The following is a 14,704-nucleotide window of genomic DNA, read 5'->3' as shown; positions in this document are numbered from 1 at the left end:
CCGGCAGCTCGCCCCGTACGAGTTGGAGGGGAAGATCACAGATGCCGGCCAAGCAAGTCCTGCCGGGGCGGCGGCCGTCCGCGGACAGGACCGCCAAAGAGGGCAGGGGCGCCAAGCCCGGCGCGCCCAGGACGCCCAGGACCGGCCGGGGGGTGCTGGGCCGGGGGCGCCCCGCGGCGCGTCCCGGGCGGCCCGCCGGAGGCGGCCCGCTGACCCGGCTGCGGCGCACGCAACGGCAGTTGCGCCGGGCCTGGGACCGGCCCCTCACGGCGTATTACCTGATCTTCGGCAGCGCGCTGCTCATCACCGTGCTCGGTCTCGTGATGGTCTACTCGGCCTCCATGATCAAGGCGCTCCAGCTCGGGCTGGGCGACGCGTACTTCTTCAAGAAGCAGTTCCTGGCGGCCACGATCGGCACCGGACTGCTGCTGATCGCCTCCCGGATGCCCGTCAAGCTCCACCGGGCCCTGTCCTATCCGGTGCTCACCGGCACCCTCTTCCTGATGGTCCTGGTCCAGGTCCCCGGGATAGGGGTGTCGATCAACGGCAACCAGAATTGGATCTCCCTTGGCGGTCCGTTCATGTTGCAGCCCAGTGAGTTCGGCAAACTGGCCCTGATCCTCTGGGGCGCCGACCTGCTGGCGCGCAAGGGCGACAAGGACCTGCTGAGCCAGTGGAAACACCTGCTGGTCCCGCTGGTCCCGGTCACCTTCCTGCTGCTCGGGCTCATCATGCTCGGCGGGGACATGGGCACCGCGATGATCCTCGGCGCCATCCTCTTCGGGCTGTTGTGGCTGGCCGGAGCCCCGACGCGGATGTTCGCGGCGGTACTGGCCTTCGTGGGCGTGCTCGTCGCCCTGCTCATCAAGACCAGTCCGCACCGCATGGACCGGCTCCAGTGCATCGGAGTCTCCGAGCTGCCCGAAAACGGGCTGTGCTGGCAGGCCGTCCACGGAATCTACGCCCTCGCGTCGGGCGGATGGTTCGGTTCCGGACTGGGTGCCAGTGTGGAAAAATGGGGGCAACTGCCAGAGGCCCATACCGACTTCATCTTCGCCATCACCGGCGAGGAACTGGGGCTGGCGGGGACGCTGTCGGTGCTCGCCCTGTTCGCGGCCCTAGGCTATGCGGGTATCCGCGTGGCCGGACGCACGGAGGATCCCTTCGTACGGTTTGCCGCGGGAGGCGTGACCACGTGGATCACGGCGCAAGCCGTGATCAACATCGGTGCGGTGCTCGGTCTGCTGCCGATCGCCGGGGTCCCGCTCCCGCTGTTCTCCTACGGTGGGTCAGCCTTGCTGCCGACCATGTTCGCGGTCGGACTGCTCATCGCCTTCGCGCGTGAGGAGCCGGCGGCACGGGCGGCGCTCGCGATGCGGAGGCCCAAGAACGGCCGGCCGCGGACCGGGCAGAGATGGAAGTCGATGAGACGGCGCGTCAAGAAGCGTCCGTCCGGAGAGCGGTGAATTTCGGTGCATGTCGTACTCGCCGGTGGGGGGACCGCCGGCCACATCGAGCCGGCGCTGGCCCTCGCGGACGCCCTGCGCAGGCAGGACCCTTCTGTGGGCATCACCGCCCTCGGCACTGAACGCGGACTCGAAACCCGCCTGGTGCCCGAGCGCGGCTACGAGCTGGGACTGATCCCGGCCGTCCCGTTGCCCCGTAGGCCCACGCCTGAGCTGATCACCGTCCCAGGACGGCTGCGCGGCACCATCAAGGCGGCGGAGGAGATCCTCATCCGCACCAAGGCCGACTGCGTCGTCGGCTTCGGCGGCTACGTGGCCCTGCCCGGCTACCTCGCGGCCAAGCGCCTCGGGGTGCCGATCATCGTCCACGAGGCCAACGCGCGGCCCGGACTGGCCAACAAGATCGGCTCCCGGTACGCGTTCGCCGTCGCGGTCTCCACCCCCGACAGCAAGCTGCGCGGCGCCCGCTACGTGGGCATCCCGCTGCGCCGCTCCATCTCCACCCTCGACCGGGCGCTGGTCCGCCCGGAGGCGCGCGCCGCCTTCGGCCTGGACCCCAACCTGCCGACGCTGCTGGTCTCCGGCGGCTCGCAGGGCGCCCGGCGCCTCAACGAGGTGATCGAGCAGGTCGCGCCGACCCTCCAGCGCTCCGGGGTCCAGATCCTGCACGCGGTCGGCCCGAAGAACGAACTGCCGCGTGTCGACAACATGCCCGGGATGCCGCCTTATGTGCCGGTACCGTATGTGGACCGGATGGATCTCGCGTACGCCGCCGCCGACATGATGCTCTGCCGCGCGGGCGCGATGACCGTCGCCGAACTGTCCGCCGTCGGGCTGCCCGCCGCCTACGTCCCGCTGCCGATCGGCAACGGCGAACAGCGGCTCAACGCCCAGTCGGTGGTCAAGGCCGGCGGCGGCCTGCTCGTGGACGACGCGGAACTGACGCCCCAGTGGGTGCTCAGCCAGGTCCTCCCGGTGCTCGCCGACCCGCACCGCCTGTACGAGATGTCCCGCGCCGCCGCCGAGTTCGGCCGGCGGGACGCCGACGAACTGCTCGTCGGCATGGTGTACGAGGCGATCGCAGCCAACAGAGCCCGCTGACGCGGGAAGCACCGACGCAGGAGGCACAGGAGTGGCCGGAGCGAGCACCGCGCAGCGTGGCGGCCCCGGAGCCGCGGGGAAGGGCTCCGGCCCCCTCGGGCGGCTGGGGACCCCGAAGGCCCCCAAGCCGCCGAAGCCGCCCAAGGGCTCCGGCCCCGGGGGACCCCGCGGGCCGCGCCCCGGCGGGCTCCCGGGAGGGCTGCGCCGGGGGCCCCTCGTGGTCGCCGGCGTACTCCTCGTGCTGCTCCTGGCCGTCGGCTGCACCTGGGTGCTCTACGGCTCCTCCTGGCTCCGGGTCGAGAAGGTCACCGCCGCCGGCACCGAGGTCCTGACCCGGGAGCAGGTGCTGGCGGCGGCGGCCGTTCCCGTCGGGTCCCCCCTGGCGTCCGTGGACACCGACGAGATCGAAGCCCGGCTCCGCGGTCGCCTGCCCCGTATCGATTCGGTCGATGTGGTGCGGGCCTGGCCGCACGGAATCGGTTTGAAGGTGACGGAACGCAAACCCGTTCTGCTCATCAAGAAGGGCGCGCAGTTCGTGGAAGTGGACGCTTCCGGTGTGCGATTCGACACGGTCGGACAGGCTCCGGCAGGTGTTCCGCTCCTCGAACTGAGCTCCAAGCAGTCTCCGAGCGGCCGCCGTTTCGACGAGGAGCGGCTGCTGCGCGAGGCCGTCCACATCGCCGGAGTCCTCCCGGAATCCGTCCGCAAGGAGACCCTGCAGGTCAAGGTCAGGTCCTACGACTCGGTGGTACTGGAGTTGAGCGGCGGCCGGTCGGTGGTCTGGGGGAGCGGCGAACAGGGCGAGGCGAAGGGCCGCGCGCTGACGGCGCTCCTGAAGGCCTCGCCCAAGGCTGACCGATTCGACGTGAGCGTCCCCACCGCCCCGGCGGTGTCCGGTAGTTGACGTCCGGTCGAACAGCGTCGCACCCTGGTTGGCCACCGATACGGGTGATCACATAGGGTGAAAAGAAAAACGGGAGGTTCGGCGTGTTCGTTGAACACGCGCTACTTGTCGACTTAGTGTCCTGTTCGGAAGAGTCCAAGGAACAGACACACTCATAACCCTAAACTTCAGGGTTAGGGTTCGGGTCGGCGCGTACGAACCGTCCCAATTTCGGCATCAGTCGTCGCACCGCAGGCCCGCGAGGCGAACGACACGTAACTCGAGGCGAGAGGCCTTCGACGTGGCAGCACCGCAGAACTACCTCGCAGTCATCAAGGTCATCGGTGTCGGCGGCGGTGGTGTCAATGCCATCAACCGAATGATCGAGGTCGGTCTCAAGGGCGTCGAGTTCATCGCCATCAACACAGACGCCCAGGCGCTGTTGATGAGCGACGCCGACGTCAAGCTCGACGTCGGCCGCGAACTGACCCGGGGACTCGGCGCAGGCGCCAACCCGGATGTCGGTCGCAAGGCGGCAGAGGACCACCGCGAGGAGATCGAGGAGGTCCTCAAGGGGGCCGACATGGTCTTCGTCACCGCCGGTGAGGGCGGTGGCACCGGAACCGGTGGCGCACCCGTCGTCGCCAACATCGCGCGCTCGCTGGGCGCCCTGACGATCGGTGTGGTCACCCGACCCTTCACCTTCGAGGGTCGGCGCCGCGCGAACCAGGCCGAGGACGGCATCGCCCAGCTCCGCGAGCAGGTCGACACCCTCATCGTCATCCCCAACGACCGCCTGCTGTCCATCTCGGACCGCCAGGTCAGCGTGCTCGACGCCTTCAAGTCGGCCGACCAGGTCCTGCTGTCCGGCGTCCAGGGCATCACCGACCTCATCACCACCCCGGGTCTGATCAACCTCGACTTCGCGGACGTCAAGTCCGTGATGTCCGAGGCGGGCTCGGCGCTGATGGGCATCGGCTCGGCCCGCGGCGACGACCGCGCGGTGGCCGCCGCCGAGATGGCGATCTCCTCGCCGCTCCTCGAGGCGTCCATCGACGGCGCCCGCGGCGTGCTGCTCTCCATCTCCGGTGGCTCGGACCTCGGTCTCTTCGAGATCAACGAGGCCGCGCAGCTGGTGAGCGAGGCCGCGCACCCCGAGGCGAACATCATCTTCGGAGCCGTCATCGACGACGCGCTCGGCGACGAGGTACGGGTCACCGTCATCGCGGCCGGGTTCGACGGCGGACAGCCCCCGGCCCGCCGCGACAACGTCATCGGCGCGGCCTCCACCAAGCGCGAGGAGCCGGCCCCGGCTCCGGTCCGCGCCGCCGAGCCGGCCCGCCCGGCCTTCGGCGGACTCGGCTCGGTCACCCCGCGCGAGGAGCCGGTCCGCAGCGAGCCGGTCCCGGTCGCCGAGGCTCCGGCCCCGCAGGTCCCGACGGCCCGGCCGTACCAGGACAGCCCGGCCGAGGAACTGGACGTCCCGGACTTCTTGAAGTGACCCTGGAGCAGTACAGCGAGAGCGGCGCCCACTTCGCCTTCACCGACCGGTGGGGCGGGGTGAGCGCCGTTCCGTACGAGGAGCTCAATCTCGGCGGCGCGGTCGGAGACGACCCGGCCGCCGTTCGTGCGAACCGGGCCGCCGCGGCGAAGGCGCTGGGCATCGCACCGGATCTGGTCGTCTGGATGAACCAGGTGCACGGGCGGGACGTGGCCGTGGTCGACGGCCCCTGGGGGCCGGACCGGCCGGTCCCCGATGTGGACGCGGTGGTGACCGCCCGTCGGGGACTCGCCCTCGCGGTCCTCACCGCCGACTGCACGCCCGTCCTGCTGGCCGACCCCGTCGCCGGCATCGCCGGAGCCGCCCACGCCGGGCGGCCCGGGCTGGTGGCCGGAGTCGTGGGCGCCGCCGTCGAGGCGATGGTCTCGCTCGGGGCCGACCCCGCGCACATGGTGGCCCGTACCGGACCGGCGGTGTGCGGGCGGTGCTACGAAGTCCCCGCCGAGATGCGGGCGGCGGTCGCCGAGGTGGTGCCGGCCGCGTACGCCGAGACGAGCTGGGGCACACCGGCCGTCGACGTGGTGGCCGGGGTGCACGCGCAGCTCGCGGAGGCGGGGTTGGCCGACCTCGGCCGCTCCCCGGTCTGCACACTGGAGTCGCGGGACCACTTCTCGTACCGCCGCGACCGGATGACCGGGCGGCTTGCCGGATATGTCTGGTTGGACTGAAGAATGACGGATCGTAAGTCCGAGCTCGCCGAGAACCTCGCGCGGGTGGAGGAGCGGATCGGGGTCGCCTGCGCGGCCGCCGGGCGCAAGCGGGAAGAGGTGACCCTCATCGTGGTCACCAAGACCTACCCGGCGAGCGACGTACGACTGCTGGCGGACCTGGGTGTCCGTCACGTGGCGGAAAACCGGGACCAGGACGCGGCCCCCAAGGCCGAGGCCTGTGCGGATCTGCCCCTCACCTGGCACTTCGTGGGCCAGTTGCAGACGAACAAAGTCCGTTCGGTGGCGGGATACGCGCACCTCGTGCAGTCCGTCGACCGCCCCAAGCTCGTGACGGCCCTCTCGGCGGCCGCGGAGGGCGCCGGGCGGGAACTGGGCTGCCTGGTGCAGATCGCCCTCGACGCCGAGTCGGGCGAGCGGGGGGCCCGCGGCGGCGCGGCGCCCGAGCAGCTCGCCGAGTTGGCGGACCTCGTGGCGGCGGCTCCCGGACTGCGCATCGACGGGCTCATGACGGTCGCTCCGCTGGCCGGGCTGTACGCGGGACGCGAACAAGCGGCCTTCGAGCGGCTGGTGGAATTGTCATCCCGCCTGCGCGCGGACCATCCGGCTGCCACGATGGTCTCGGCCGGGATGAGCGCAGACCTGGAACAGGCCGTTGCGGCCGGTGCGACACATGTACGCGTCGGCACTGCGGTACTCGGCGCGAGACCCCGGCTCGGGTAACGTCGCGAAGAAAGTCGGACCACAGCAGAAAATATGGTCATTTCCGCTGATGAGCGGACAGGCCACGTGGATCGCGGGCAGTTGGTGACATTCGTGACACGGCGAGACACCTGCGACAGGGCGATCCACCACAGAGCGGAGGACTCAGAGAATGGCCGGCGCGATGCGCAAGATGGCGGTCTACCTCGGCCTCGTGGAGGACGACCGGTACGACAACCCGGGGTACGACCCCGACGACGAGTTCGAACCCGAGCCGGAGCCGGAGCGGTCGCGCGAGCGGGACCGCCGACAGCCACCCGTTTCGCATCAAACGCCTGTATCGGACGAACCGGTACGAGTTGCCCAGCCTCCGGCACCAAGAGAACCCCTCCCAATGCCGGTTGAAAACGGACGTCCCGCGCGAATCGCCCCCGTGGCGTCCATCACACCCGACCGCTCGAATATGGAGAAGAACGCCCCCGTGATCATGCCCAAGGTCGTCTCCGAGCGGGAGCCGTACCGCATCACGACGCTGCACCCCCGGACCTACAACGAGGCCCGTACCATCGGGGAACACTTCCGTGAGGGCACTCCGGTGATCATGAATCTCACGGAGATGGACGACACAGACGCGAAGCGCCTTGTCGACTTCGCCGCGGGCCTGGTCTTCGGTCTGCACGGCAGCATTGAACGCGTGACACAGAAGGTGTTCCTGCTGTCTCCTGCTAACGTCGATGTCACGGCGGAGGACAAGGCCCGCATCGCGGAGGGCGGGTTCTTCAACCAAAGCTAGACCGATCCGTCAGATACGGGACCGGGTACAGGGCGGAAGCAGGGGAGAGGGAAGCGCGGGATGGGCGTAGCACTGCAAGTGGTTTACATCGCGCTGATGTGCTTCCTCATCGTGCTGATCTTCCGACTGGTCATGGACTACGTGTTCCAGTTCGCACGCTCATGGACACCCGGCAAGGCGATGGTGGTCGTTCTGGAGGCCACCTACACTGTCACCGATCCACCGCTCAAGCTCCTTCGGCGGCTCATCCCGCCGTTGCGTCTCGGGGGCGTGGCACTCGACCTGTCCTTCTTCGTTCTGATGATCATCGTTTACATCCTCATCAGTTTCGTGAGCACCGCTGCGAGAAGCGTGTGAACGATGAGCTTCCCCGCAGGCGCGGGGACAGTCCCGATACGGTCCTGCCGACTGCCGACGACTACGTAGAGGTGAAGAAGACATGCCGCTGACTCCCGAGGACGTGCGGAACAAGCAGTTCACGACCGTCCGCCTGCGAGAGGGCTATGACGAGGACGAGGTCGACGCCTTCCTCGACGAGGTCGAGTCCGAACTGACGCGACTGCTGCGAGAGAACGAGGACCTGCGCGCCAAGCTGGCGGCCGCCACGCGTGCCGCCGCGCAGAACCAGCAGCAGGGCATGCGCAAGCCGGACCCCCAGGACGGCGGAGGCCAGCGTGGCCCCGGCGCCCCCGTGCCCGCGGCCATATCCGGCCCCCCGCAGCAGCAGCCCCAGATGGGTCCGCCGCAGCTCCAGGGTGGCCCGCCCCAGCTTCCGGCCGGCCCCGGTGGGCACGGTCAGCAGGGTCCCGGCCCGATGGGCAACCCGATGCAGCAGCACACCATGGGTGGGCAGCAGCAGATGGGCCAGCAGGGCATGGGGCAGCAGGGCATGGGCCAGCAGGGCATGGGCCAGCAGGGTCCCGGCCCGATGGGCAACCCGATGCAGCAGCAGTCCATGGGTGGCCAGAACCCGCTCGGCCAGCAGATGGGCCAGCCCATGGGCCAGCAGATGCAGCCGATGGGCCAGCAGATGCAACCCATGGGGCAGCAGATGCACCAGCAGCCGCAGCAGCTCCCGCAGCAGGGTCCCGGTGGCGACAGCGCCGCCCGCGTCCTGTCGCTCGCGCAGCAGACCGCCGACCAGGCGATCGCGGAGGCCCGCTCCGAGGCCAACAAGATCGTCGGAGAGGCCCGGTCGCGCGCCGAGGGTCTGGAGCGGGACGCCCGCGCCAAGGCCGACGCGCTGGAGCGGGACGCGCAGGAGAAGCACCGCGTCGCGATGGGCTCCCTGGAGTCCGCCCGCGCCACGCTGGAGCGCAAGGTCGAGGACCTGCGGGGCTTCGAGCGTGAGTACCGCACCCGTCTGAAGTCCTACCTGGAGTCGCAGCTGCGCCAGCTGGAGACGCAGGCCGACGACTCGCTGGCTCCGCCGCGGAACCCCGCCGGTCCCGCGCTGCCGCCGTCGCCGACCCCGTCGATGGCTCCGGCCGGTGCGATGCACTCCATGGGCGGTCCGTCCATGGGCGGTGGCCCCTCCCCGATGGGTGGTCCGTCGCCGATGGCCCCCTCCTACGGTGGCGGTCAGCAGCAGATGTCCCCGGCGATGACGCAGCCGATGGCTCCGGTGCGGCCGGCTGGTCCGCAGCCGATGCAGCAGGCGCCGTCTCCCATGCGGGGCTTCCTGATCGACGAGGACGACAACTAAGCGGTAGCCGTCGGCAGACGGTTCGGGCCGGGCCCGGTTCCCCTTCGGGGGCACCGGGCCCGGCCCGTTTGCGTACCAGGGGCGGTACGGGGCCCTGCGGGGGCTGTCCCCTACCCGCCCTTCGCCCGTTCCCTGGGGCTCCGCCCCAGACCCCGCGCCTCAAACGCCGGCGGGGCTGGAGTTGCCCTGCGGGCAATCCAGCCCGCCCGGCGTTTGAGGGCACGGGCGCGCAGCGCACGTACGGGGTCCGGGCGGAGCCCGGGAAACGGAGAAAGGGCGGGGCGGGGAGAAGAAACAGCTGTGGCCCGGCACCCCCCCCCAGGAGGGGACGCCGGGCCACAGGGCCGGAGGGCTACGCCTTGCGGAGGCGGAAGGTCAGGCCGAGGGGCTCGTCCGTGAAGGGATCGCCGTACGACACGTCCGCCTCGCCGGAGGCGTAGTCCGTGGCCAGGACCTCGTCCGCGATCAGCGTCGCGTGGTCCGTCAGGGCCGTCACCAGCTCAGGGTCCGAGGTGGACCAGCGCAGGGCGATGCGGTCCGCCACGTCGAGGCCGGAGTTCTTCCGGGCCTCCTGGATCAGGCGGATCGCGTCACGGGCCAGGCCCGCGAGCCGCAGCTCCGGGGTGATCTCCAGGTCCAGGGCGACCGTCGCGCCGGAGTCGGACGCCACCGACCAGCCCTCGCGCGGGGTCTCCGTGATGATGACCTCCTCCGGGGTGAGGGCGACCGGCTCACCGTTCACCTCGACCGAGGCCTCACCGGAGCGCAGGGCCAGCGACAGCGCCGCCGCGTCGGCCGCGGCCACCGCCTTCGCCACGTCCTGCACGCCCTTGCCGAAGCGCTTGCCCAGCGCCCTGAAGTTCGCCTTGGCCGTGGTGTCGACCAGGGAGCCGCCCACCTCCGAGAGCGAGGCCAGGGAGGAGACGTTCAGCTCCTCCGTGATCTGGGAGTGCAGCTCGGGGGAGAGCGTCTCGAAGCCCGATACGGCGACCAGCGCGCGGGACAGCGGCTGGCGGGTCTTCACGCCCGACTCGGCCCGCGTGGCGCGGCCCAGCTCCACGAGGCGGCGTACCAGCAGCATCTGCCGGGACAGCTCCGGGTCGATCGCCGAGGCGTCCGGGACCGGCCAGGTGGTCAGGTGCACCGACTCCGGGGCGTCCGGGGTGACCGGGACGACCATGTCCTGCCAGACCCGCTCCGTGATGAAGGGGGTGAGGGGGGCCAGGAGGAGGGTGACCGTCTCCACCACCTCGTGCAGGGTGCGCAGCGCGGCCGCGTCGCCCTGCCAGAAGCGGCGCCGAGAGCGGCGGACGTACCAGTTGGAGAGGTCGTCCACGAAGGACGAGAGGAGCTTGCCGGCGCGCTGGGTGTCGTAGGACTCCATCGCCTCCGTGACCTCGGTCGTCAGGGTGTGGAGTTCCGAGAGCAGCCAGCGGTCCAGGACCGTGCGGTCCGCGGGCGCCGGGTCGGAGGCCGAGGGGGCCCAGTTCGACGTGCGGGCGTACAGGGCCTGGAAGGCGACCGTGTTCCAGTACGTGAGGAGCGTCTTGCGGACGACCTCCTGGATGGTGCCGTGGCCGACGCGGCGCGCCGCCCACGGGGAGCCGCCGGCCGCCATGAACCAGCGGACGGCGTCGGCGCCGTGCGTGTCCATCAGCTGGATCGGTTCGAGGGTGTTGCCCAGGTGCTTGGACATCTTGCGGCCGTCCTCGGCGAGGATGTGGCCCAGGCAGACCACGTTCTCGTAGGAGGACTTGTCGAAGACGAGGGTGCCGACCGCCATCAGCGTGTAGAACCACCCGCGCGTCTGGTCGATGGCCTCCGAGATGAACTGCGCCGGGTAGCGCTTCTCGAAGATCTCCTTGTTCTTGTGCGGGTAGCCCCACTGCGCGAACGGCATCGAACCCGAGTCGTACCAGGCGTCGATGACCTCCGGCACGCGGACCGAGGTGAGCGCGCAGCCCTCCGCCGTGCAGGGGAAGGTGACCTCGTCGATGTAGGGGCGGTGCGGGTCCAGGTTCGACTGGTCCGTGCCCGTCAGGTCGCTCAGCTCGGAGAGCGAGCCGACGCAGGTGAGGTGGTTCTCCTCGCAGCGCCAGATGGGCAGCGGGGTGCCCCAGTAGCGGTTGCGGGACAGCGCCCAGTCGATGTTGTTGTTCAGCCAGTCGCCGAAGCGGCCCTGCTTGACGGAGTCCGGGAACCAGTTGGTCTTCTCGTTCTCCCGCAGCATCGCGTCCTTGACGGCGGTGGTGCGGACGTACCAGGACGGCTGCGCGTAGTAGAGCAGGGCGGTGTGGCAGCGCCAGCAGTGCGGGTAGCTGTGCTCGTAGGCGATGTGCTTGAAGAGCAGGCCGCGCGCGTCCAGGTCGGCGGTCAGCTTCTCGTCGGCCTTCTTGAAGAAGACGCCGCCGACGAGCGGGACCTCCTCCTCGAAGGTGCCGTCGGGGCGGACCGGGTTCACGACCGGCAGGCCGTACGCGCGGCAGACCGCGAGGTCGTCGGCGCCGAAGGCGGGGGACTGGTGGACCAGACCGGTGCCGTCCTCGGTCGTGACGTACTCGGCGTTCACGACGTAGTGGGCGGGCTCCGGGAACGCGACCAGGTCGAAGGGGCGCTGGTACGTCCAGCGCTCCATCTCCTTGCCCGTGAAGGACTCGCCGGTGGCCTCCCAGCCCTCGCCGAGGGACTTCTCGAGGAGGGGCTGGGCGACGACGACCTTCTCGTCACCATTGGTCGCGACGACGTACGTGACGTCGGGGTGCGCGGCCACCGCGGTGTTGGACACCAGGGTCCAGGGCGTGGTCGTCCAGACCAGGAGCGCCGCCTCGCCCGCGAGGGGGCCGGAGGTCAGCGGGAAGCGGACGTAGACCGAGGGGTCGATGACCGTCTCGTAGCCCTGGGCCAGCTCGTGGTCGGAGAGGCCGGTGCCGCAGCGGGGGCACCAGGGGGCGACGCGGTGGTCCTGGGTGAGCAGGCCCTTGTTGAAGATCTCCTTCAGCGACCACCACACGGACTCGACGTACTCGGGGTCCATGGTGCGGTAGGCGTCGTCGAGGTCGACCCAGTAGCCCATCCGGTTCGTGAGCTCGGTGAAGGCGTCGGTGTGCCGGGTCACCGACTCGCGGCACTTGGCGTTGAACTCGGCGATGCCGTAGGCCTCGATGTCCTTCTTGCCGTTGAAGCCCAGTTCCTTCTCGACGGCGAGCTCGACGGGCAGGCCGTGGCAGTCCCAGCCGGCCTTGCGGGCCACGTGGTAGCCGCGCATGGTGCGGAACCGGGGGAAGACGTCCTTGAAGACGCGGGCCTCGATGTGGTGCGCGCCGGGCATGCCGTTCGCGGTGGGCGGGCCCTCGTAGAAGACCCATTCGGGGCGGCCCTCGGACTGCTCCAGGGTCTTGGCGAAGGTCTTGCTCTCGCGCCAGAAGTCGAGGACCGCGTGCTCGAGGGCAGGCAGGTCGACCTGGGCGGGTACCGGGCGGTACTGCGGCGGTGTGGTCATGAGGCTGAACTCTTCCTCCGGCGGGGTGTCACTTCCGTCCGGAGGGACGAGAGCCGCCCTCGTTCCCAAGGACCTGCTGCTCCCGCGGTACCACCCTCCTTGGCCTGCGGACCCGTGGTCCGTCGGCCCCCTCATTGGGGTGCGAAGCCGGTTCTACTCGCCCTACGGGAATCCCGGCGGGCTTTCTTCCGGCGGCTCCGGGGTGATCCTTCGCATCGCGCTCGCCCCCGGGCTCTCACCGTCCCCGGGTCGCTCCTGGCTGCGTCCGACGCTACTCGTCCCCATCCATGCCTCTCGCTGGGCCCAGTGTACGGGCCGGGGCGCCCGTCGGCAGACCGGTTTACGGGGCGTGGCGCGGGGCCCGCGGCGGGGCGCGGGCGGGGGCCGGGAGGGGGGCCGGGAGGGGGGCCGGGATGACCCGAATGGGCCGACGGGCCGCTCCGGGGTGCGGAGGGGGCCGGTGGGGCGGATTATCGGGCTCCCCGCTGGGCACAACGGATGCAGGTTGACCTCGATGGACGCGTGCCCCGTTGCCGCGGGGCCGGAGTCGATTTATCGTTCCGGCACGATTCGCGAGCAATGATCACAGTATGTGAAGGGGCCGCGGCCATGGTGGCGAAGAAGACCGCCGGGAGTACTGCCAAGAAGGCTGTCGGGAAGGCTGCGGAGAAGCCGGCGAAGGAGCCGGTGACGGAGGTGGCGGCCCCCGATCCGGAGGCCGGACCGGTGGAAGGGGCCGCCGCCGGGAAGAAGGCGGCGGCCGTGAAGAAGGCGACCGCGAAGACGGCGGCTGGAACGAAGGCGGCCGCCGGGACCAAGGCGGCCACGAAGAAGGTGGCGGCCGGGTCGAAGGCCACCGGCGCGGAGGAAGTGGCCGCCGGGAAGGCGCCTGCCGGGAAGGCGGCCGCCGTGAAGAAGACGGCCGCGAAGAAGGCCACGGCCAAGACGGTCGCGGCCGAGGGGGCGGCCGAGGCCGCGCACGAGACGGGAGCCCGGAAAGTGGTTGCCAAGAAGAGCACCGGCACGGCCAGGAAGACGGCCACGGCCGCGACCAGCGGGCTGCCGAAGACGCGGGGCACCGCGGGCCTGGCCCCCGGCGAGCTCGCCGTACGGCCCGGCGAGGACCCCTGGACCCCGGACGAGGTCGCCGACGCGCGGGCCGAGCTGGAGAGCGAGGTGCTGCGGCTGCGCGCCGAGCTCCAGGCCTCCGACGCGGCCATCTCGGGGCTGATGAGGGACTCCGGCGACGGCGCCGGAGACGACCAGGCCGATACGGGGACCAAGAACATCACCCGGGAGTCCGAGCTCGCCCTCGCCGCGAACGCGAACTCGATGCTGGAGCAGACCGAGCGCGCGCTGGAACGGCTGGAGTCGGGCACGTACGGCCTCTGCGAGAACTGCGGGCAGCCCATCGGCAAGGCGCGGATGCAGGCCTTCCCGCGGGCCACGCTGTGCGTGGACTGCAAGCAGAAGCAGGAGCGGCGGCACTGAGCGGGGGCCGCGAGCGGGACGGACGGGCGCCCGGCGGGCGTCTGACGGCCCTGAGCGGGCACCGCGGGGGCCCGGCCCCGCGCCGGCGGGACCGGCCCGGGTCCGGTCGGGTCGGCGGCCGAGGCGGCGGCCGAAGGGTGCCCTGACGTACTCTCGTTTCTCGTCAGGGTCCAGGAGCCTGGCGGGTCGGTCGGCGCCGTGCCGTCCTACAACCTGGTTCGAGCTAGTTCGAGGGACTCACGTGGCAGAGGCGGAGCGCATCATCGGTACGCCGGAGGTCGGGGAAGACGGCGCCCAGCCCGAATCCGCCGCGCCCAAGGGGCGGCGGCGGATCGTCGCGCTGCTCGTCGTGGCGCTTCTCGCCTACCTGGTCGACCTGGGCAGCAAGATGCTGGTCGTCGCGAAGCTGGAGCACCAGCCGTCGATCCAGGTCATCGGAGATCTGCTGAAGTTCGACGCGATCCGGAACCCCGGAGCCGCCTTCGGCTTCGGCGAGGCCTTCACGATCATCTTCACCTGCATCGCCGCCACCGTCATCGTGGTGATCGTGCGGCTCGCGCGGAAGCTGTACAGCCTGCCCTGGGCGATCGCGCTGGGCCTGCTGCTGGGCGGGGCGCTGGGCAACCTGACCGACCGGATCTTCCGCTCGCCGGGCGTCTTCCGCGGAGCGGTCGTCGACTTCATCGCGCCCGCGCACTTCGCCGTCTTCAACCTCGCGGACTCGGCGATCGTGTGCGGCGGGATCCTGATCGTCCTGCTCTCGTTCAAGGGGCTGGACCCGGACGGCACCGTCCACAAGGACTGATCGCGGGAATGGTCTTCTGTCGAGTCCTGC

The 14,704-nt window shown here is 70.6% G+C and carries 12 protein-coding genes; 11 read left to right on the top strand and 1 reads right to left on the bottom strand.

The features are described from left to right. Positions 1 to 41: 41 nt before the first annotated feature. The 9 genes from ftsW (at position 42) to OG435_RS13590 (ending at position 8,879) form a co-directional block, all read left to right on the top strand. Positions 42 to 1,466: a putative lipid II flippase FtsW gene (gene ftsW / locus OG435_RS13630; protein WP_266877085.1), complete on the top strand. Its 1,425-nt coding sequence runs from the start codon at positions 42 to 44 to the stop codon at positions 1,464 to 1,466. 6 nt (positions 1,467 to 1,472) lie between these two features. Then, entirely contained in the window at positions 1,473 to 2,567 is a 1,095-nt protein-coding gene (gene murG, locus OG435_RS13625; protein ID WP_266877084.1) for an undecaprenyldiphospho-muramoylpentapeptide beta-N-acetylglucosaminyltransferase, read from the top strand. A 31-nt stretch (positions 2,568 to 2,598) separates the two neighbouring features. Continuing rightward, complete coding sequence (locus tag OG435_RS13620) at positions 2,599 to 3,471, top strand: cell division protein FtsQ/DivIB (RefSeq protein ID WP_323187824.1); 873 nt, start codon at positions 2,599 to 2,601, stop codon at positions 3,469 to 3,471. Between the two features lie 280 nt (positions 3,472 to 3,751). Then, positions 3,752 to 4,951: a cell division protein FtsZ gene (ftsZ, locus tag OG435_RS13615; RefSeq protein WP_243330151.1), complete on the top strand. Its 1,200-nt coding sequence runs from the start codon at positions 3,752 to 3,754 to the stop codon at positions 4,949 to 4,951. After that, a complete protein-coding gene (pgeF, locus tag OG435_RS13610) occupies positions 4,948 to 5,679 on the top strand; it encodes a peptidoglycan editing factor PgeF (RefSeq protein WP_266877083.1) in 732 nt (243 codons plus the stop codon). The genes ftsZ and pgeF overlap by 4 nt, the downstream gene beginning before the upstream one ends. Before the next feature lie 3 nt (positions 5,680 to 5,682). Beyond that, positions 5,683 to 6,402: a YggS family pyridoxal phosphate-dependent enzyme gene (locus tag OG435_RS13605; RefSeq protein ID WP_266877082.1), complete on the top strand. Its 720-nt coding sequence runs from the start codon at positions 5,683 to 5,685 to the stop codon at positions 6,400 to 6,402. 151 nt (positions 6,403 to 6,553) lie between these two features. Then, the gene (locus OG435_RS13600; RefSeq protein ID WP_266877081.1) at positions 6,554 to 7,174 is read left to right on the top strand and encodes a cell division protein SepF; all 621 of its coding nucleotides are present in this window, start codon (positions 6,554 to 6,556) and stop codon (positions 7,172 to 7,174) included. A 60-nt stretch (positions 7,175 to 7,234) separates the two neighbouring features. Then, on the top strand, positions 7,235 to 7,531 hold the full coding sequence (locus tag OG435_RS13595; RefSeq protein WP_112450285.1) for a YggT family protein: 297 nt from the start codon (positions 7,235 to 7,237) through the stop codon (positions 7,529 to 7,531). Between the two features lie 82 nt (positions 7,532 to 7,613). Then, the gene (locus OG435_RS13590) at positions 7,614 to 8,879 is read left to right on the top strand and encodes a DivIVA domain-containing protein (RefSeq protein ID WP_266877080.1); all 1,266 of its coding nucleotides are present in this window, start codon (positions 7,614 to 7,616) and stop codon (positions 8,877 to 8,879) included. 352 nt (positions 8,880 to 9,231) lie between these two features. Here the strand turns inward: OG435_RS13590 and ileS are convergent, their stop codons facing one another. Continuing rightward, positions 9,232 to 12,378, bottom strand: a complete 3,147-nt coding sequence (ileS, locus tag OG435_RS13585) for an isoleucine--tRNA ligase (protein WP_266877079.1) — start codon at positions 12,376 to 12,378, stop codon at positions 9,232 to 9,234. A gap of 609 nt (positions 12,379 to 12,987) precedes the next feature. On the opposite strand from ileS, the gene OG435_RS13580 reads away from it, so the two are divergent. After that, a complete protein-coding gene (locus OG435_RS13580) occupies positions 12,988 to 13,869 on the top strand; it encodes a TraR/DksA family transcriptional regulator (protein ID WP_266877078.1) in 882 nt (293 codons plus the stop codon). A gap of 241 nt (positions 13,870 to 14,110) precedes the next feature. Beyond that, on the top strand, positions 14,111 to 14,674 hold the full coding sequence (lspA, locus tag OG435_RS13575; protein ID WP_266877077.1) for a signal peptidase II: 564 nt from the start codon (positions 14,111 to 14,113) through the stop codon (positions 14,672 to 14,674). Positions 14,675 to 14,704: the final 30 nt, after the last annotated feature.

Source organism: Streptomyces sp. NBC_01264 (genome assembly GCF_026340675.1).
Classification (GTDB): Bacteria; Actinomycetota; Actinomycetes; order Streptomycetales; family Streptomycetaceae; genus Streptomyces.
This window is presented reverse-complemented; position numbering and strand designations above follow the sequence as displayed.

What these genes read in the sequence shown, in the direction of transcription:
- ftsW (WP_266877085.1), top strand. Translation starts at nt 42, where the DNA reads ATGCCGGCCAAGCAAGTCCTGCCGGGGCGGCGGCCGTCCGCGGACAGG.
- OG435_RS13605 (WP_266877082.1), top strand. Translation starts at nt 5,683, where the DNA reads ATGACGGATCGTAAGTCCGAGCTCGCCGAGAACCTCGCGCGGGTGGAG.
- OG435_RS13600 (WP_266877081.1), top strand. Translation starts at nt 6,554, where the DNA reads ATGGCCGGCGCGATGCGCAAGATGGCGGTCTACCTCGGCCTCGTGGAG.
- OG435_RS13595 (WP_112450285.1), top strand. Translation starts at nt 7,235, where the DNA reads ATGGGCGTAGCACTGCAAGTGGTTTACATCGCGCTGATGTGCTTCCTC.
- OG435_RS13590 (WP_266877080.1), top strand. Translation starts at nt 7,614, where the DNA reads ATGCCGCTGACTCCCGAGGACGTGCGGAACAAGCAGTTCACGACCGTC.
- ileS (WP_266877079.1), bottom strand. Translation starts at nt 12,378, where the DNA reads ATGACCACACCGCCGCAGTACCGCCCGGTACCCGCCCAGGTCGACCTG.
- OG435_RS13580 (WP_266877078.1), top strand. Translation starts at nt 12,988, where the DNA reads ATGGTGGCGAAGAAGACCGCCGGGAGTACTGCCAAGAAGGCTGTCGGG.